This window comes from bacterium, assembly GCA_021372615.1.
In the GTDB taxonomy this organism is placed as follows: Bacteria; Armatimonadota; Zipacnadia; order Zipacnadales; family UBA11051; genus JAJFUB01.
This window is the reverse complement of record JAJFUB010000018.1, coordinates 52,663-72,192: the sequence shown is the minus strand read 5'-3', so window position 1 is coordinate 72,192 and position 19,530 is coordinate 52,663. Positions and strand designations below refer to the sequence as shown.

The window sequence follows — 19,530 nt, the reverse complement described above, 5'->3', positions numbered from 1 at the left end:
CCCTCCCCTTAGGGAGGGGTCGCCGCGCAGCGGCGGGGGTGGGCAGCCGTTGGTGGCGGTGATGAACGGCGTCCTACCCCCCGACCCCCTCCCTGCAGGGAGGGGGAGAAAGGCACCGACATGCCCGCACCCCTCATCCGCAAACTCGGCACCATTGACTGTGACCTCGTGGAGACCACGCCCGTCGTCTTCCGCGAGCGCCTCTACCGCTTCGAGTACGTCCGCGCCCGCTATGCGGGCAACACCACGGGTGACTCGTACTTCCGCTTCGTGGACCACGCGACCGGGGCGCCGTCGGCTGGCTTCGCAGTCGGCTACCATCTGGGCAATGTGTTTGCTGAGGACGACGTTCTGTACGTCACCGGGACCAACATCTGGGACGGGGAGCGCGTGGACCTGTTCGTCTCGGACGACATGGAGAACTGGGAGACGCGCCCGGCGCTGAACCTGCCCGGCTGGGGCATATTCAACACCTCGATGTGCCGGGCCGAGGACGAGTATGTGCTCATGTTCGAGGTCGGCAAGCCGCCGGAGGTCGCCGGGGTGCCCTTCACCGCGCGCTTCGCGACCTCGCGCGACCTGCGGACGTGGACGCTGACGCCCCCGGAGTGCACCTACTCCAAGGACCGCTACACCGCGCCCCACGCCCTGCGCTACCTCGACGGCTTCTACTACAACTTCTACCTGGAGGCCCTGCCAGGGCCGCAGTATGACCAGCGGGTCGTCCGCTCCCGCGATCTCATCACATGGGAGGCGAGTCCGCTCAACCCGGTGCTGGCCGCCTCGGATGAAGACAAGGTCATCGCGAACGACCGCCTGACCGCTGCCGAGCGGGAGCGCATCGCGGGCGCGCTGAACATCAACAACTCGGACATTGACTTCTGCGAGTTTGCGGGGCGCACGGTCATCACGTACTCCTGGGGCAACCAGCGGGGCACGGAGTTCCTCGCCGAAGCGACGTACGACGGGCCGATGGATGGTTTCCTGCGGGGGTTCTTCGAGGACTGACAGGCCACAGACGCGAACTGTCCGCACGAGCGACCGAGACACTGGCAGGCCGGCGGCGAGCCGGCGCCTTCAGGAGGCAACATGGACCCCGAACGCGGAGACAAGCAGCTCAAGGTAACCGCCGACACCGTCGCGGAGGGACTGCGCGAGGTCGGCGTCGTGCCCGGCGACACCGTCATGTTCCACAGCTCGTTGTCGTCCATGGGCGATGTCGTCGGCGGGCCGAACACCGTCATCGAGGGCTTCCTGCAGGCGGTGGGGCCCGAGGGCACGGTCGCCTGTCCGACGCTGTGGTGGACCGGCAAGCAGAACCTGGCCGACTTCGATGTGAACACCTCCCCCTCGTATCCGGGGATCATCACCGAGACCTTCCGCCAGCGCCCCGACAGTATCCGCAGCAACAACCCCACGCATTCGGTCTCGGCCATCGGGAAGCGCGCCGCCGAGCTGACCGCCGATCACGGCGCCTACGGGCTGCGCCACTGCGTCTACGGCGACAAGGCCTTCGCCGAGGCCAGCCCGTGGCAGCGGCTCTACGACTGGAACGCGGCCTACTGCTTCATCGGTGTAGACTTCACCGTCAACACCATGAGCCACTACTGCGAGGTGCGGTTCCAGGAGTGGGCACTAAAGCAGGCCCCGCCCGAGCAGCGCGAGGCGCTGGCGGCCCGGCTGTGGGACCTCGAGACGCTCATGAAGTGGTACCCCATGCTGAGCAGCGGCGACCCGAACGTGCCGCCGCTGGTGTGGGCGCGCTACCCGTTCCAGAAGATGGGGGAGAGGCTCGCCGAGATGGGCCTGGTGCGCTTCGGCAAGATCGGCTCGGCGACACTGCGCTGCGTCCGCGCGCAAGTGATGGTGGACAACATCCTGGCCATCCTCAAAGCCGAGCCGGAGCAGTGGTTCAGCGTCCCTTCGTTCCTGGAGTGGCTGCACGACGCTGTGGGCTCCTAATGGCACGACCTGCCCTGCCGGGCGTGCCGTAGCGGCGCGATTCATCGCGCCCAACACACCAAGGGGCGCCATGAATGGCGCCGCTACACCCAACCATGACCAACCGTGAGCGCATTCTCGCCGTCATCGCCGGGCACGAGGTGGACCGCGTGCCCTTCGTGCAGTACAGCGGCATCGCGGCGCCCAATGAGGAAGTCTGGGCGCACGTGGGCCGCGGGAACATGGGCGTGCTGCAGTGGTCGGCGCTCCATGCGCTCCATGCCCCCCACTGCCACACCGAGACCGAGCAGTTCGAGAGCGGGGGCCGCCGCGCCGTCCGCAACACGCTCATCACCCCCGCCGGTGCGCTGACCGAGGAGCGCCTCTACGAGCCGACCTACAACACCACCGCCGCTCACAAGCACTACGTCACCGAGGTCGCGGACTACCACCTCCTGCTGTCCTACCTGCGCGACGTGTCGGTGACGGTGAACGCGGACGGCTACCTGTCCGCATGGCAGGCGCTCGGCGAGGACGGCCTCCCCATGGCCGCCGTGATGCGCACGCCCTACCAGCAGCTCTGGATTCAGTGGGTCAGCCTGACGGACCTGGCACTGCACCTGGTAGACGAACCGGAGCTGATGGCAGAGGTCACGGGCGAACTGGAGCGCATCGAGGTGCAGGTCTTCGAGGCCGTCTGCGCGGCCGCGCGGACAGTCCCGGTCCCCTTCGTGGACATTCCCGACAACATCACCGCCCCGACCATCGGCCAGCGCTACTTCCGCCAGTACTGCCTCCCGCTGTACCAGCGCTTTGCCGCCATGCTCGCCGAACAGGACATCAGGACGTTCTGCCACATGGATGGCGACCTGCAGCCGCTGTGGGCGGCCATCGGCGAGTCGGGCCTGCAGGGCATTGACTCGTTCTCCCCGCCGCCGGACAACGACACTTCGGTCGCGCAGGCCCTGGCGATGTGGCCACACATGCGTCTGTTCGCCAACTTCCCCTCGTCCGTCCACATAGCCGAGCCGCAGCACATCTACGAGGTGGCCCTGGGCCTTGTGCAGCAGGCGGGTAACTCGGGACGGCTGCAGATCCAGATCTCCGAGAACGTTCCGCCCGGCGTCTGGCGCACGAGCTATCCCGAGATCGTCCGCGCCATCCACGACTTCGCCGCTTCCTTCTGAACCCAGGGCGGCCCCGACGCCCGCCGCACCTGCCGCAGAAAAGCCCTTGACAGCCCCGGTTGCTGGCGCTAAGATGAAGTCGTTCTAATTAAAGAAGCCATCCAGATAAGTAAGGAAGCACTCAGGCGGCGGGTGCCGCCGCACACGACGCGGCACCCACGGCCTGGCTCCCTGAGTTGTGCAAGCCTCAGTAGATGACGCAACCCTCAAGGCGCTGATCGAACATGCCCAACAGTGAACGAGCGAATGTCTACGGCACGATGCTGAGCCCCCGGGAAGCCGAGAAGCGGCTCCGCGAGCGAGGGGCGCGCATGACCCCCCAACGGCGGGCGGTGCTCAACATACTGGCCGGGAACCGCACCCACCCGACCGCCGAGGCCGTCGTGGCCGAGGTGCGGGAGCGGCTTGGGTGTGTCGCGCCGGCCACGATCTACAATACGCTGGACACGCTGGAGCAACTGGGCTTCGTGCGCCGTCTGGACGGCCTGGAGAGCAAGGCCCACTTCGACCCCGACACCTCCGACCACCAGCACGCGATCTGCACCGAGTGCGGGACCGTCTGGGACCTGGGGCCCATGGCCGAGCCGCCCGATGTGCCGGAAGGCTTCACGGTCCGCGACATCCTGATCCAGGGAACATGTGGGCGCTGCGCCCACGAGACACCATAGACCACACACAAGGGAGACGGAACGAACATGAAGTGGCGCTGCACTGTTTGCGGGTATGTTCACGAAGGGTCGGAGGCGCCGAAGGAGTGCCCGAACTGCAAGGCCCCGAGCACCAAGTTCGAGCAACTGGCCGCGGCGGCTGAGTTGCTGCAGCTCGTGGACTGGAACAAGCTCGGCGTGGCCAAGGGCACGGGCTTTGAGCAGGACCTCACGATGCAGTTCCAGGGCGAGTGCGCCGAAGTGGGGATGTACATCGCCATGGCCCGGCAGGCCGAGCGTGAGGGCTATCCGGAGATCGCCGACGCCATGAAGCGCGTGGCGTGGGAAGAGGCGCACCATGCCGCCCAGTTCTGCGAACTGCTCGGCGGCGTGTCCGAGAGCACTAAGGAGAACCTGGAGAAGCTCGTGGCCGGCGAGTCGGGCGCCAACGCTGGCAAGAAGGACATCGCGACCCGCAGCAAGGCCGAGAACCAGGACGCCATCCACGACTGCGTCCACGAGGCCTGCAAGGACGAGGCGCGCCATGCGGCCGGGTTCTACGGCCTGCTGAAGCGCTACTTCGGCGCGTAGCCGCCTCCTGACTGCCGCACCTGACCTCCCAGATCGCCCCATGGCGCCCGCCATGGGGCGACTTGTCTTCTCGGCCGCAAGGTCCCCGAGGCCCGGAGGCCGAAACGAGAGGCATGACCTGGCTTGACACCCATGTCCACGTCAGCAGCTTCGGTCCCGACGACAGCCGGCGCGAGCACCTGCTGGAGGACCTGCTGGCTGTCCTCGACGCCGACGAGGCCGACCTGCGGCTTGTCATCAGCCCCGACAGTGCCGATCTCTCCCGCATCATCAACGAGCCCGACGGGCAGCTCCATACCGCGCGCTTCATCCAGAGTCTGGTCAGCCGCGCTCCCGGCCGCCTCTACGGCGCGTGCTGCGTCAACCCGCATCACCTGGACTTCGCGCTGCAGGCCATGGACCTGTGCTGCGGCGAGTTCGCCTTCCCGCTGCTTGGCGAGATGCTCCAGTACATGATGGACTTCCGCATGGACAGCCCGGCGGTCGAGACGCTCGTGCGGCGGGCCGTGGAGTTTGGCGTGCCGGTGCAGGTGCACATCTCCACCTCCAACAGCGCGCAGGGGCTCTTCACCTCGGGGAACGAGGAACTCGCTGACCTGTGCGACCTGGTTGACAAGGTCCCGGAGGCGCGGTACATCCTGGCCCACTTCGTGGGCACCGACAAGCTCCCGCCGGTCGTGGATGGCTACCTGGATGACCTCGACCGCCGCTACGGGCGCTTCCCGGACAACATGTGGGCGGAGATCCGCGACTTCAGCTCGCCCGGCGTGAAGAGCGCCCTGGACCGCATCCCGCACGACCGGATCATCGCAGGGACGGACTGGGTCACGCGCGTCGGCCCGCCCTTCCCGCCCTACGGCGTGCTCTTCCCGGCCACCAGCGCCGCGGACAACCCCTACCCGCCCAGCGTCGCCGCGATGGCCGACCTGCTGCGCGCGGCGGGGGCCGACGAGGACACTGTGCGCATGATCGCGTGGGACAACGCAGCCCGCCTGCTCAGACTGCCAGCCGACTGACCATCACCAAGGGGGACATGACGATGGCCACCTGTCCGCAGTGCGGCACCGAGCTGCCGCCAACATCCGCCACCTGCCCTGCCTGCCAGGCCGAGGTGTCGTTCTGGCTCGCGCGGGCGGGTCAGGTATACGGCCCGTACACGCGGCAGGACCTCGAGGAGGCCCGAGTCCAGCGGCGGCTCGCGCCGGGGGATCAGGTGAAGATCGGTCAGGGCGAATGGCAGCCTCTGGCGGCGGTCCTGAAGGCCGCCAGCCTGCCCCCGGTCGCGCCGCCCCCGCCGGTGCAGTATGCCGCGTCGCGCCCGCGGCAGCGGGACAGCATGCAGGCGCTCATCATTGTCGGGGCGGTGTGCTTCCTGGCGCTGGTGTTCATCCCCATACTCGCCGCCATCCTCTTTCCGGTCTTCGCCAAGGCACGGGAGAAGGCGCGTCAGTCGTCTTGCCTGAGCAACGTCAAGCAGTTGTCCCTCGCCATGCTTCAGTACTGCGCGGACAACGACGGCTGCCTCCCGCCGCGTCCCGCAGCGGGGGCCACGCCCGCGCCCTTCGCACCAGATGACTGGCGGCAACGCATCTACCCCTATGTCAGGAACCGCGAGATCTTCCTGTGCCCGACCAGCCAGGCTCCCGACAGCTACGGGTTCGGCGAGCAGCTCTATGGCCTTGAGGCCAGGAGCGTGAAGACCCCCTCCGAGGTCCTTCAGTTGTTCGACAAGGGCTTCCTGGACGGCTCTGCTCCGCCGCCGCACAGCGAGGGCTACAACGTCGGCTACGTGGACGGGCACTGCCGTTGGGTGCATCGCCCTGGCGACGACGGTGCGTCGCCCTGACAGGCAGGTCCTCCCGCCCGCCCCGGCGAACAGCCTCCCAGCACGACGTGAGGAGGCCGCGTCCATGGCAGACCTGCTCGACCGCATTCCCCACGATGCAAACGCCCTGAAGAAGCTGCTGGACCGCATCCCCGGCTACAAGGGGTACCGCGAGCGCGAGGAGCGCCGCACCGCCGACCGCCTGTTGCGCGACCACCTGGTCGGGCTGGTGGACGGCATTCGGCAGAAGCTGATCGGCTTCCAGCGCGAGCTGCAATCGCGCGGGGAGTTCAAGCCGGTGACGGATCTGGACCGCATCGGCCGGCGCCTCACGCGCGCCCGCGACCGCCTCGACCATGCGCCCTACGGCTATGCCGGCTTCCTGGACGCCGCGCAGGTGAACGAAGCCGAGCTGGGCCGCATGTATGACTACGACCTGTCCCTCAAGGAGACTCTGGCGCAGATTGAGGCCGCCGCCGACGCCGTGACCGGCGGGACCCAGCAGAACTTCGACCAGATGCTGCGCCAGCTCGGCGATGAGATCGAGGAGTTCAGCAGCATGCTCGACCAGCGCAGCGAAGTCGCGGCGGAACTGGCGCCCTGACATGGACCTCACAGCCGCGCGCCCAGGCGATGCCATCGAGCTGCCCGAGGGGGTCTACGCCCTGGACAGCGTCATGCACTGCCGCGCCACGGCCCTGACCTGGCTCGTCTTCGGACTGGCGGCGGAGCAGGGGGCGGAACCGTTGGCGGGGCCGGCTACCAGCCCGCCCGCCGTCTCCACCCTCGCCCTCATCGGTGACCGCCTCTACAGCATCACCGCGACCGAAGTCGAGACACTGCCCGATGAGGCCGAGCTGACGGTCGAGCACATGATCTACCGCCTGCGCCATCATGGCGAGGCCCGGGGCGAGCGCTCCGGCCGCGACGGCCACGCCGACTTCTGGGTCGGCCAGTACCGCCACTATGAGCGCGAGGGCCACGTGCTGCTGTTCATGGATGTGCACGGCGTGGTACAGCGCCTGGGCGGCGAGGAGATGGACCTGCGGGTACTCCGGGTATACGACTAGCCGCACTGTGTGGGCGGTGACGCGCCGCGACCATTACGGAGGACGACCTCGCCGGCTGCCAGCCGGCGCTCCCAGGAGGCACACGATGGACCTTCTCGATGTCATAGAATGGCAGGACGTCAGCGGCCAGGAGATCGTGCATCGCTGGCCACCGTACGGGCCGGGCACGATCCGTCTGGGCGCGCAGCTCACCGTGCGCGAGAGCCAGACTGCCGTGTTCTTCCGCGACGGCAAGGCCCTCGATGTGCTTGGGGTCGGACGGCACACGCTGGCCACCGGCAACATCCCCCTCCTCGAGCAGCTCATCAAGATCCCCTTCGGCGGCCAGACGCCCTTCCAGGCCGAGGTCTACTTCGTCAACATGCGCACGCTGACGGGGCTGAAGTGGGGCACGGCCCAGCCGATCATCTTCCGCGACAGTGAGCTGGCCATGGTGCGCCTGCGCGCCCTGGGGGCGTACACCTGCCGTGTGCAGGACCCGCAGCTCTTCGTCAACGAGGTCGTGGGCACCGAGAACCGCTACGACACCGACAGCATCACCTCCTGGCTGCGCGATTTCATCGTCTCGCGCTTCAATGACATCCTGGGCAGCCAGCTCAAGACGATCCTCGACCTGCCCACCCAGTACGATGAGATCGCCGCCGGGGTGAAGACCCGCGTGGGCGAGGACTTCGAGAACTACGGTCTGGAGCTGGTGGACTTCCTCGTCGAGGCGATCACCCCGCCCGAGGAAGTCATGGCGATGATTGACCAGCGCGCCGGGATGGAGGCGGCGGGCGATCTGCGCAAGTTCCTGCAGTTCCGCACCGCCCAGGCCATCGGCGACATGCCGCAGGCCGGGGGCGGCGCAGGCGATGCGGCCTCCGTCGGCGTGGGCATGGGCGCAGGCGTGGGCATGGGCGCCGCCATGGCCGGGGCCATGAAGGACGCCTTCGCCCCGGCTCCGGCAGCGGCCCCCACCGCGCCCGCTGCCGGCGGGGGAACATGCCCCGACGGCCATCCGGTCCCAGCGGGGGCCAAGTTCTGCCCGCAGTGTGGCAAGCCCGTCGGCCAGGCCTTCTGCGCCGGCTGCGGCAAGCCCATGCCGGCGGGCGCGAAGTTCTGCCCGGAGTGCGGCAAGGCAGTGTAGCGGCGACGGCGGGAACGGTGAGGCGGGAACGGTGAGGCGGGAACGCGGTCAGCGGGGAGGTTGTAGTGCGGGCTTCCAGCCCGCCCTGAGTCCTCGGGCCTGACCTGCGGCGGGCTGGAAGCCCGCACTACGTACGCGGCGGCGGCCCCATCACCCCGCAGCCCTTCGCGTTCCTCCCTCCGTCAGGCACTCGGCCACCGGCAATCAACCGCGAGGCACAACCATGCGCATGTCACACCTGAGGCTCTGCCTGCTCACCCTCATCCTCCTCACGGTGGCGAGCGGCCTCGTGCACGCCGCCCCGGTCGAGCTGCAGAAGACCCACAGCCGCGTGGTCATCCACTCCGACGGCGCCTGCACCGTGGCGTATGACTTGGTGTTCAAGGACCTCGAGGGCGGGCGCTCGCAGATCAAGACCCTCGGGCCCTTCCGCCCCTCCCACAAGATCGTCAGCAGCACCATCGCGTCCGACAGCGGCACCTCCAAGGTCACGCTGGAGCCCCTGGGTGACGGCAAGTACCGCGCGGACCTGGGCCTCACCACCGAGCGCGGCACCGTCTACACCGTCACCATCAAGTACCTCGCTGTCACACCCATCGTGGACCACACCACCGTCAACGGCAAGGACTACCTGGCCGTCGCCTGGTCGCCTCCGCAGTGGGACCTGCCCATCACGCTGCAGCAGATTGACCTCATCACCCCCTTCGAGCTGCCCGCCGGGATAGACAAGCCCGAGCAAGTGACCCAGCAGGTCGTCGAGGCGGCAGGGCTGCTGACCGAGAAGCAGGCGTTTGGCGGCTTCGACGACGTGGACTTCTACCCCACGCCCGACAACACCGGCAAGGCATACCTGTCGGTGCAACTCAAGCAGCGGAACACCTCGCTGCGCGCCGACGCTGTCGTCAAGTTCTACGTCCCCGCCGCAGGCCTCTCCGTGCCGACGCAGGGGCAGATCGAGGACATGCGGCGGCACCCGCAGGGCGAGCAGGCCGAGAAGGGCCGCCGCGGCCCGGGCCTGAGCCCCCTGGAGATACTGCTGGCCCTCGGCCTGCTCACCTTCCTGACCGTCGGCGTCTCGCGCCTGTGGGTGCTGGGGCACAAGCCCCCGCCGACCAAGAAGCTCTACGAGGCGCCGGAGATCGAGATCGAGACGTACGAGACCCCCGGCGTCGTGCCGGACCTCAACGCCATTGAGGCGGCGATGTACCTGGGCGACTCGGCGAAGGTCCTCACGCTGCTCGTGATGTCGCTGGCGGCGCGCGGGATCGTCAACATCGTCAACCGGCGGCCCATGCAACTGGAGATCCTTCAGCCGCAGGCGCCGGACCTGGCCGACTACGAGAAGGCTCTGCTGGCCTCTGTGGCCGAGGACGGCACGCTGGACAAGGCGCGGGTGCCCTATGTGCTCGACGCCGTAGCGAAGTCACTGGAGATCAAGGTCTGGAACGCCGACAAGGCGGCCACGCGGCAGCACTACCAGGACGAGATCGAGCGGCGCTGGGACGAAGCGCGACGCCGCGACACCTGGACGCGGTCGCAGGACGGCTGGAACCAGAACCTGCCGTGGCTGATCCTGCACGACGACTACGACCAGCGCTGGCGCGACAACAACCTGGACACGGTGTACACTGGCGGCGACAACGCCCTCACCCGTGGTGCCGACAGCATCGCTAGCGGCGTCGAGGACTTCGCGCGCGGCGCGGCCCAGAAGGTCGAGAGCACGGCGGCAGCCGTCGCCGACAGCGCCCAGAGCCTGGCTGACCGCGTGGCCTCCGCCGTCGGCTACGACGCCTGCCACAGCGCCTGCCACTCGGCCTGTCACAGCGCCTGCGTCCACGACGCCTGCCACAGCGCCTGTGTCCACGATGCCTGCCACAGCGCGTGCCATAGCGCCTGTGTATGCCATTCGGCGTGCCATAGCGCGTGCCACAGTGCTTGTGTGAGTAGCTTCTGAGCCGTAGGAGCGCCGGCTGCCAGCCGGCACAGGCCGTCGGCAAGCGCGGACGGCAACGGCTGCCAGCAGGATGCTGGCGCTCCTACGGCACCGCGACGCAAGGAGACCCAACCATGCCCACCGCCATCATCCTCATCGGCTCACCCCGCAAGGGCGGCAATACCGAGTTACTCGCCGACGCCTTCCTCGAGGGCGTCCGCGAGGCCGGCGGCGACGGGGAGAAGATCTTCGTGGATGATCTGAACATTCACCCCATCGGTCCGGTGGGCGATGTGCTCTCCGAACGCGTGGACGTGCACGCCGATGACGACTTCATGCCCACACTGGAGCGCGTGCTGGCCGCCGACATCCTCGTCTTCGGCGCGCCCGTGTACTGGCAGGGCCTGCCGGCGCAACTGAAGGCCTTCGTGGACCGCTGGTCGTGCTACTACGTCAACCCGCTGCTGGTGGACGGCATGAAGGGCAAGATCTTTGCGGCCCTCGTCGCGCATGGCGCGCCGGACCCGCACCACCACAAGTGGGTGACCGACCCGATCCAGGTATGGGCGGCGCATTTCGAGGCGCCGTGGGCCGGCCACGTGTCAGTGGTGGCGCAGAAGAAGGGCCTCGTGGCGAGCAAGCCGGAGGTCCTGGCGGCGGCACGCGAGTTGGGGGGGAAGTGCGTGGAGATGGCACAGGCCTAGTCGTCGGAGCGCGGCTCTCCAGAGCCGCAGCCGTTTGCGGCCCAGGTGCGGCTCTGGAGAGCCGCGCTCCAACGGCCTCCGCCCCCATCATTCATCGTTCCGCATTCAGAACATGACCGACCTACAACGCTTCGCCCAACAGTTCGTCGCTTCCACCCGCGACTACATCTTCATCCGGCCGCAGGACCGGCTGGTCATCATGCGTCCGAACAAGACGCACCATCTGAACGAGACGGCCTGCGAGCTGCTCGGCCGCCTGTATGCGCAGGAGGAAGTGGACACGGCTCGCCTCGTCGCCGACGTCGCGGCCGAGTATGACACCGCGCCCGAGCGCGTAGCCGAGGACCTGCGCAAGTTGCTGAGCACCCTCTCGGGCCTGCTGCAGGAGGACTGGTCGCGCGCCGAGGCCGTGAAGTTCACGCCTTTTGGCAGCCACGAGATCAAGTACCCGGTGCTCTCGGAGATCGCGCTGACCTATCGCTGTCAGCACAAGTGCCCGTTCTGCTATGCCGATGCGCCCCAGCGCGGGCGGCAAGTGCCGGAGATGACGGCCGATGAGGTGCGGCGGGTCCTGGACCGCATCCGCCACGAGGCCCATGTGCCGACCGTCTCCTTCACCGGCGGCGAGCCGACACTGCGGCGCGAGCTGCCCGACTTCATCGCCTACGCCAAGAGCCTCGGCATGAGGGCCAACCTCATCACCAACGGCGTGCGCTGCAGCGATGAGACGCTGGCCGACGCCCTCGCCGCAGCCGGCCTCGACTCGGCCCAGGTCAGCATCGAGGGCTCGACGGCAGAGGTGCACGACGCTGTCACCGGTACGCCCGACTCGTTCGACAGAAATCTGCAGGGCATCCGCAACCTCAAGGCGCGGGGCATCCACACGCACACGAACACGACCATCTGCCCGCAGAACGTGGAGGATGTAGTCAACTTGCCCGACCTCGCCTGCGGGTTGGGCAACGGCTACTTCTCGATGAACATGGTCATCCGCACCGGCGGCGCGGCGGGCGATGGCAACGAGGTCGGCTACACACAGATCGGTGACATCGTCACGCGCGTTCACGAGCGCGCGCAGGCCCTGAGCCTGAAGATGGTCTGGTATTCGCCGCTGCCGTACTGCCTGTTCAACCCCCTCAGCATCGGCCTGGGGAGCAACAGTTGCGCGGCGGCCAGCGGCTTGCTATCGGTGGCGCCGGATGGGCAGGTGCTGCCCTGCTCCTCGTTCGAGCACGGGCTGGGCAACCTGGTGCATGAGCCCTTCGCGACGATCTGGAACCGCCGCGCCGCGAAGTACTGGCGCAACAAGGAGTACCTGCCACCCGCCTGCGAGGACTGCGACATGAGCCGTATCTGCTGCGGCGCGTGCCCGCTGTACTGGGACGAGCAGCATGGCTTCGGCGAGCTGCCCTGCGCCGCGCGCAAGAGCCCGCTGGCGGAGCTGAAGTGGAAACTGAAGCGGCGGCTGATCGGCCGCCTACAGGGCGTGAACGTAAGCTAATACGCAACTGAGCCGCCCACGCGGATGCCGCCTGGCCTTGCTGTACGAGCGGTCACCGACCGCGACCACCGGCGAAGGACGATCTGACATGACAACCACTGCCACCCCCGAGGCCTTCCACGACCTCGCCACCATGCTGCAGTACATGGACGCGCAGGGCCAGAAGATCACCGGCCTGGTGAAGGAGATTGACGAGATTCAGCGCGCCTTCGAGACCCGGCTGGTGGACTCCCAGCAGCAGTTCGAGAACACCAAGGCGCAGGTGGCCGTCTGGGTGGAGCAGCACGGCTGGCAGCAACCGGCGTGGCTGGCCGCAGCCATCGCTGAGCGTCTGCCCAAAGTGGAGCAGGCCAAGCGTCAGCGCCTGGACGACCTGGCCCGGGAGCTCTCCGGCCTGGAGGAGCAGCGGGGGGCCGTGGAAGACCAGAACGGGGCCCGCCTGACCGCTCTGAAGACCAACAACCCCCGCCTCAACGCCCGCGAAGAGGAGCTCAAGGTCAAGGAGCGCGACCTGCAGCAGGCCCTCGAAGCGAAGATGGCCGAATGGCGTACCGCCGGCAGCGGCCTGGGCTGGCTCCTGCAGTCCGGCAAGGTGAAGCAGCTACGCAACCAGGCCGAGGCCCTCGGCGGCCAGCTTGCCGACGCCAACGCTCGCCTGACCGAAGTGCGCAACTCGTGGCACACCATGGAAACCAACGTCGCGGAGGAGGAAACCAACCTCCAGCAGGCCTGGCGGCTGCGCACCGCCGAGATCGCGCGCCTCAAGCGCGAGCAACACCGCCTGCAGACCGACCTGGAAGGCGCCTGCCGCGAGGCGGCCCTGGATGAGATCCTTGAGGCCATCGCCGAGGCCAAGCACGGGGACGCGCCGGACTTCGACGCCCTGTTGGCGCAGATGGTCAGCCTGCACGACCAGACCCAGGACCTGCAGCGGGGCATCGCGCAGGTGGCCGAGCTCATGGGCATCACGAAGGGCGTGGCCGAGGGGCTCCAGCGCATGGCCGAGAGCGTCAAGGGCGTCAAGCAGGAGCAGGACATGCACGCCGAACTGGCTGATCTGAAGCTGCGCGCGCCCGGCACCGCCTTGCAGTTCCACCAGTTGTGGGACCGTCTGTTGCCGGTCGTGCTCGATGAGAAGTTCGCGGCGGAGCACCCGCGCGATCTGGCCGACCGCCTCAAGCAGACGATCGGCGACGGCCTGTCCAATGCAGCGCTCGACGGCATGTTCAGTGCCCTGGGCAGCGAGCTGGATCGCGCCACCAAAGAGCAGTGGTAGGGCCCTGACCCGTCATGTTGGCCTCTCCGCGCCGGCAATTCGAGAACAACTTCATCGCGCTCCTGGTGCTCAGCGATCTGGTCGTCTGCGCCCTGGCGGTGCTACTGGCCTTCGCCTTGCGGGCCTACTACGCCCCCTGGTTCCTCGAGCCCCTGCGCCACCCCGTCACCCACTATCTGCGCGCCCTGCCCATCGTCATGGCCATCTGGTTCGTGGTGTTCGCCCTGGTCGGCATGTATGAGCCCCGGCGGACGCTCAACGCCATCGCCGCCCGTGGCGATGACCTGCGCGCCGTCTCGCTGGCGGTGTTGATGATCGCCGCCGCCAGCTTCCTGGCCCACCACAACTACTCGCGCGCCATCCTGTTGGAGTTCTGGGCCCTGGGTCTGCTGCTCACGTGGGCGGAGCGCTACACGCTGGGGCGCTACCGCCAGCGGGTACTGACCGGCGGCCAGATGCTCTCGCGCACCATCATCATCGGCGCCGGAGATCTGGGCCGCATCGTGCTCTCACGCCTGCAGGATCGCCGCTTTGGCATGGACGTTGCCGGATTCGTGACCGTGAGCGAGAGCGCCCCTGCCACCATCGAGGGGGTACCGGTGCTGGGCGTCCTACACGATCTGCCGCGGCTCATCGCCGAGCATCGCGTGGACGAGGTGCTGGTGGCTGACCCCGAGCTGCCCGGCCAGGCGCTGATGCGGGCGATCGGCGAGAGCGACGTCGCGCATGTGGACTTCCTCATCATCGCCGGGCCGCTGCAGGTGCTGACCGCCGCCACTGAGCTGGCCGGGCCGGCCGACCTGCCGGTTCTGGAGATGCGGCGGCGCGCCTTCGGCCCGGTGCAGCAGACCGCCAAGCGCCTGTGCGACGTCCTGGGCGCCGCGATCCTGCTCGTCCTGACGGGGCCGCTCCTGCTCGGCATTGCGCTGGCCATCCGCCGCCAGACCGGCGCCTCGGCACTCTTCCTGCAGCAGCGGGTGGGCCTGCACGGCCGGGAGTTCACGATGTACAAGTTCCGCACCATGCGCTCGGACACCGACGCCTATGCGCCCTCGCCCGACACGCCCGACGATGAGCGCATCACTTCGGTGGGTCGGTGGCTGCGGCGGTACAGCCTGGATGAGCTGCCGCAGTTGCTCAACGTCCTCAAGGGCGACATGAGCATCGTTGGCCCGCGGCCGGAGATGCCCTTTCTGGTGAGCCAGTACGAGCCCTGGCAGCGCCGCCGCCTGGAAGCCCTGCCGGGCCTGACGGGCCTGTGGCAGATCCTGGGCCGCAAGGACTTGCCCTTGCGCGACAACATCGAGTACGACTTCTACTACATCCGCAACCAGTCGCTGCTGCTGGACCTGGCCATTTTCTTGCGCACCCTCCCCATCGTGATCCTGGGCAAGGGCGCGTACTGAGCCGTCGCCGTCTGCCGTTGCCGTTCCCCCTCCCTTTAGGGAGGGGGCTGGGGGGTAGGCCGCCGTTCACACAAGCACCAGGGAGCACGCACATGCACATCGGTTGGGCCATGGCAGACGTCACACCGGACAGGCCCGTGATCCTGCACGGGCAGTTTCACTCGCGCATCTCCACTCATGTCAACGACCCGCTGCGGGCCACGGCCCTGGCGTTGGAGAGCCAGGACGGTCAGGCCATCATCCTCTCCATCGATTCGGTCAGCGTCCCCGCGCACATCATCAGCGGCGTGCGGGCGAAGCTGGCCGAGCGCCTGCCGGGCCTCGATCCGGAGTGCGTTACCGCCAGTGCGACGCACGCCCATACCGCCTCGTGCGTCACCGAGGGCATCTACCCGCCGCCTCCGGCCGGGGCCATGACGCCCACCGAGTACGCCCAGTTGCTGATCGAAGGCATGGCGGACGCCGCGGTCCGCGCCTGGGAAGGTCGGGCGCCCGGCGGCGTGAGCTGGGGCTACGGACAGGCTGTCGTCGGCCACAACCGCCGCGCGCACTACGCCGGCGGCTTCTCCAAGATGTACGGCCAGACCGCCGTGCCCGACTTTGAGTGCATCGAGGGCTACGAAGACCACGGGGTAGACTTGCTCTATACGTGGGACTCCACCGGCAAGCCGACGGGCGTCCTCGTGAACCTCGCCTGCCCGTCGCAGGAGACCGAGGGCGCCCTGTACGTCTCGGCCGACTTCTGGCACGAGGTGCGCGAAGAGCTATGGCAGCGGCACGGCAGCGACTTCTTCGTCCTCCCCCAGTGTGCCGCCGCCGGCGACCAGTCGCCCCACCTGCTACTCAACAAACCGGCGGAGAAGCTGATGCTGCAGCGGCGCGGGCTGACGGAGCGCCAGGAGATCGGCCGGCGCATCGCCAACGCCGTGGATGACGTGCTGCCCCTGGTCGCTGCGGATGTCCAGCAGGACCCGCCCTTCGCGCACGTGACGCGGACGCTCGATCTGCCCGTCCGGCGCGTGACGCGGGCCCAGTACGAGGAAGCCGCCCAGCAGCACGCTGAGCACGAACAGCGCGAGGTGGACCCCGACAACCTGGCCCAGGTTTCGACCCGGATGATGATGCTGAACCGCAACCGCCGCGTCATGGATCGCTACATGAGCCAGGACGCCGAGCCCACCTACGCCGTGCGGGTGCACGTCCTGCGCCTGGGCGACATCGCCATGTGCACGTGCCCGTTCGAACTGTTCCTGGACCATGGCCAGAGGATCAAGGCGCGCAGCCCGGCCACACAGACCTTCGTCGTCCAGCTCTCGGAGGTGGCCGGGCCCCGCTCCGGCGGCTATCTGCCCACCGCGCGCGCCCTCGCCTCGCGCAGCTATGGGGCCGAGGTCGTGGACGGGCCCGTGGGGCCCATCGGCGGGCAGGTGCTGGTGGACCGGCTGCTGGAGATGATCGGGGAATTGTGGGCTTAGGGGAAGGCACGCGCCCTACCGACGGGGAGCCGGCCTCCTGACCCAGATCGGCGCCGAGATGAGGCCCCGCTCCGGGCCGTGGTCTGCGGGTGCGCACGCCGCGCGCACGTAGTAGCAGCGGGTGTGCGCGCCGGGGGTGACCTCGGCGGTGGCCCGGCCGTCCTCCACCTGTGTGTCGGTCACGGCGCTGTCGCCGCTGGACCGCACCTCGACGACCCGCACGTACAGGAGCGTCGGGACGGCACTGCCGTCCTCCATCAGGAAGTCCGCCTGCAGCTGCAGCTTGCCCTCCTGCGGCGCCTGGGCTTCTCCCCCCATGGGCGTGACCTTGCCGCTACCGTCCGTGGCCTGGAGGGTCACTGCCAGGCCGGGGATCTCGGTCGCGAACACGCGGCGCTGCCGCAGCGCCGCCGCCACGTCGGCAAGGGTGAAGGGGCCTGGGGGCAGCCACACCCCGGTGTAGGACGAGGCGGCCGCAGCCAATCGCTCGTCGTCGTTGTCCACCCCGATCGCGGGCCCCAGGCGCCACCCGGCCGCCAGCGCTCGCTGGTACGCCGGTTCATTGTCCAGCATGTCGCACCAGACGATGCGCTTGGTGCCGAGCTTGCGTGCGGTGGTCGTCGCGATCTCCAGCAGCACGAAGCAGTCCACGAGCTGAGGGTCGAAGGCGAAGTCATTGAAGTGACCGGGGAACGCCTCGACCGAGCGGCTGCGCTGTCCGCCGCCCAGCCTCGTCACGGGGTGGTTGAACTGCGCCAACGGCTTGCTGCCGCGCTTCACCTGCTCCCGCAGGCGAGCATACAGGGACTTGAGGTCCGGGCAGTCCACGGCCGCCATGGGCGCCTCGCGAGCGAAGGCCTTGCTGCCGGAGTTCACCCGTCGCCCGTACAGCACCGGGTGGGTCCTGGCCTTCGCGTCGTTGCCGATGTCGTCCGCGCCCAGATCGGGATAGAAGACGTTGATGTGCCCGACTCTGCCATGTCCCCAGCGCAGGTTGGCGATGTCCCACCAGTCTGCCCCGGGTGTCCACTCGAAGCCCGCCAGGGCGAGGCACTGGTCGGGGTTGCTCTCGCCGCCGCTGTTGCCCAGGATAGTGAGCCTGCGCCAATCCGCTTCCGGGTGCGGCAGCCGGACCGCATTCCACGGCCGCAGCCCCCACTCCCACGGGTCTAGCTGAAAGCAGTGGTCGGTGAAGGCGATGAGCTGCAAACCGGTGGCCGCCGCCCGGACCCGCACGCGGTCAGGGGTCTCGCACTGTCCGTGGTCCACGGTGTCCACCTGTCCCTCCCCGTGCCGCCAGGCGCCCCACTGGGTGTGGACGTGGAAGCTGGCGTGGATGGGCGCCAGTTCCGCGCCCTCCACCGCCCAGCGCGCCTGCGCCGGCCCGCCGCTCGCGCTGCCGGCCCATGCCGCCAGGCACAACAGGCCTAACACGGGACGCTGCTTCCAGTAGCTAGTGTGACATACGTGGATGGCGATGAGCCTCCGGCGACGCCAGGGTTACATATGGCATTTCCGCACAACTCCGCTGCGGTCCTCCGTAGCCCCCGATCCCGGCAGGTGCCTGTCGCACGGACAGCGAACCAGCGTCCACAACCCGGCGAAGAGGAACCTACACTGCCATGACCCATCGCGAACGTTGGCTGAACGCCCTGCATTTCCAGCCTGTGGATCACGTCCCCGACGAGGAATTCGGCTACTGGGAGGAGACCTTCCCCGTCTGGCATGAACAGGGCCTCCCCCGCGAGATCAATAACAACGGTATCGCTGACCGCTTCTTCGGCTTTGCCCCGCGCCGTGGCGTGCCGGTGAATGTCGGACTGCTCCCCGGCTTCCAGGGCGGACAGGTTCTGGAAGAGACCGACGAGCACATCATCAGCCAGGACGCCGACGGGGTGAAGAAGATCACCTTCAAGGACGGCCACTCGTCCATCCCGCGCTACCTGGAGTTCCCCATCAAGGACTGGGACAGCTGGAAGCGCTTCAAGGAGCGCATGGACCCCGACACGCCGGGCCGCTACCCGGACAACTGGGACGAGATCGTCCCCCAGCTCAATGCCTCCGACTGCCCCGTCGTCGTCGGCCTCGGCTCGCTCTTCGGCACCTTCCGCAACTGGGTCGGCTTCGAGAACATCGCCATGATGTGCCTGGACCAGCCCGACCTGATCGAGGACATGGTTGAGACCCACACCAACCTGGTCCTCAAGGTCCTCGAGCGCGCCGTCCGCGAGGTCCGGATTGACGCCGGCGCCTTCTGGGAAGACATCTGCTTCAACCACGGCTGCATCATCAGCCCCAAGATGTTCCGCGAGTTCCTCACCCCGCGCTACAAGCGCATCACCGACTTCGTGCGCCAGTCGGGCTGCGACCTGTTCTACGTGGACTGCGACGGCAACATCATGGACGTACTGCCCTGCTGGCTCGAGGGCGGCGTGAACGTGATGTTCCCGGTCGAGGTGGCCGGCGGCAGCGACCCGCTGGCGATCCGCCGCCTCTACGGCAAGGACTGCCCGATGATGGGCGGGGTCAACAAGCGCGCCATGGCCGCGGGCCAGGAGGCCATTGACACCGAGCTGCGCCGCCTGGAGCCGCTGGTGAACGAGGGCGGCCTCATCCCGCACTGCGACCACCGCTGCCCGCCCGACGTGACCTACGAGGACTATCTGTACTACCTGCGCGAGAAGCGCGCGATGTTCGGCATCCCCGAGCCCGAGCCGTGGGAGGCGCGGAGAGGCTGAGAGGGCAGCAGTAGGAGAGTCGCGGGGTGCCCGCCGTAGCGCGCAGCGCGCAGGCGGGCGGGGCCCCGCGACCGGGCAAGGCAGCTTCGCGCCGCTGGCGCTGCCTT

The 19,530-nt window shown here is 68.2% G+C and carries 17 protein-coding genes and 1 pseudogene; 17 read left to right on the top strand and 1 reads right to left on the bottom strand.

Translation table 11 applies throughout. The features are described from left to right. Nucleotides 1-120 precede the first annotated feature (120 nt). The 16 genes and pseudogenes from LLH23_02575 to LLH23_02500 all read left to right on the top strand — a co-directional run bounded on the left by LLH23_02575 (nt 121) and on the right by LLH23_02500 (nt 16,685). Nucleotides 121-1,008: a hypothetical protein gene (locus LLH23_02575; protein MCE5237357.1), complete on the top strand. Its 888-nt coding sequence runs from the start codon at nt 121-123 to the stop codon at nt 1,006-1,008. 81 nt (nt 1,009-1,089) lie between these two features. After that, a complete protein-coding gene (locus LLH23_02570; GenBank protein MCE5237356.1) occupies nt 1,090-1,962 on the top strand; it encodes an AAC(3) family N-acetyltransferase in 873 nt (290 codons plus the stop codon). A 95-nt stretch (nt 1,963-2,057) separates the two neighbouring features. Then, entirely contained in the window at nt 2,058-3,128 is a 1,071-nt protein-coding gene (locus LLH23_02565) for a hypothetical protein (protein MCE5237355.1), read from the top strand. Between the two features lie 224 nt (nt 3,129-3,352). Further along, complete coding sequence (locus LLH23_02560; protein ID MCE5237354.1) at nt 3,353-3,796, top strand: transcriptional repressor; 444 nt, start codon at nt 3,353-3,355, stop codon at nt 3,794-3,796. Nucleotides 3,797-3,823: 27 nt separating this feature from the next. Continuing rightward, nucleotides 3,824-4,366, top strand: coding sequence for an NADH peroxidase (locus tag LLH23_02555; GenBank protein ID MCE5237353.1), 543 nt, complete (start codon nt 3,824-3,826; stop codon nt 4,364-4,366). 113 nt (nt 4,367-4,479) lie between these two features. Then, nucleotides 4,480-5,382 carry an amidohydrolase gene (locus tag LLH23_02550; protein MCE5237352.1) on the top strand — a complete coding sequence of 301 codons (903 nt, stop codon included), beginning with the start codon at nt 4,480-4,482 and terminating at the stop codon, nt 5,380-5,382. Between the two features lie 17 nt (nt 5,383-5,399). Next, nucleotides 5,400-6,212, top strand: a complete 813-nt coding sequence (locus LLH23_02545; GenBank protein MCE5237351.1) for a DUF1559 domain-containing protein — start codon at nt 5,400-5,402, stop codon at nt 6,210-6,212. A 64-nt stretch (nt 6,213-6,276) separates the two neighbouring features. Then, a complete protein-coding gene (locus tag LLH23_02540; protein MCE5237350.1) occupies nt 6,277-6,795 on the top strand; it encodes a hypothetical protein in 519 nt (172 codons plus the stop codon). Between the two features lies 1 nt (nt 6,796). Further along, entirely contained in the window at nt 6,797-7,261 is a 465-nt protein-coding gene (locus tag LLH23_02535) for a hypothetical protein (protein MCE5237349.1), read from the top strand. A gap of 85 nt (nt 7,262-7,346) precedes the next feature. Next, nucleotides 7,347-8,390, top strand: coding sequence for an SPFH domain-containing protein (locus tag LLH23_02530; GenBank protein MCE5237348.1), 1,044 nt, complete (start codon nt 7,347-7,349; stop codon nt 8,388-8,390). A gap of 223 nt (nt 8,391-8,613) precedes the next feature. Beyond that, entirely contained in the window at nt 8,614-10,344 is a 1,731-nt protein-coding gene (locus LLH23_02525) for a hypothetical protein (GenBank protein ID MCE5237347.1), read from the top strand. A gap of 113 nt (nt 10,345-10,457) precedes the next feature. Next, nucleotides 10,458-10,844: pseudogene (locus LLH23_02520) on the top strand (flavodoxin family protein). A 295-nt stretch (nt 10,845-11,139) separates the two neighbouring features. Then, complete coding sequence (locus LLH23_02515) at nt 11,140-12,528, top strand: PqqD family peptide modification chaperone (protein MCE5237346.1); 1,389 nt, start codon at nt 11,140-11,142, stop codon at nt 12,526-12,528. An 88-nt stretch (nt 12,529-12,616) separates the two neighbouring features. Continuing rightward, nucleotides 12,617-13,804, top strand: a complete 1,188-nt coding sequence (locus LLH23_02510) for a hypothetical protein (protein ID MCE5237345.1) — start codon at nt 12,617-12,619, stop codon at nt 13,802-13,804. A gap of 14 nt (nt 13,805-13,818) precedes the next feature. Next, nucleotides 13,819-15,210: a sugar transferase gene (locus LLH23_02505; GenBank protein MCE5237344.1), complete on the top strand. Its 1,392-nt coding sequence runs from the start codon at nt 13,819-13,821 to the stop codon at nt 15,208-15,210. Between the two features lie 92 nt (nt 15,211-15,302). After that, nucleotides 15,303-16,685, top strand: a complete 1,383-nt coding sequence (locus LLH23_02500) for a hypothetical protein (protein MCE5237343.1) — start codon at nt 15,303-15,305, stop codon at nt 16,683-16,685. Nucleotides 16,686-16,700: 15 nt separating this feature from the next. Here LLH23_02500 and LLH23_02495 read toward each other — a convergent pair whose 3' ends face one another. Next, on the bottom strand, nt 16,701-18,119 hold the full coding sequence (locus LLH23_02495; protein MCE5237342.1) for a hypothetical protein: 1,419 nt from the start codon (nt 18,117-18,119) through the stop codon (nt 16,701-16,703). A gap of 188 nt (nt 18,120-18,307) precedes the next feature. Between LLH23_02495 and LLH23_02490 the strand changes: the two genes are divergently transcribed. Further along, on the top strand, nt 18,308-19,423 hold the full coding sequence (locus LLH23_02490; protein MCE5237341.1) for a hypothetical protein: 1,116 nt from the start codon (nt 18,308-18,310) through the stop codon (nt 19,421-19,423). Nucleotides 19,424-19,530 lie beyond the last annotated feature (107 nt).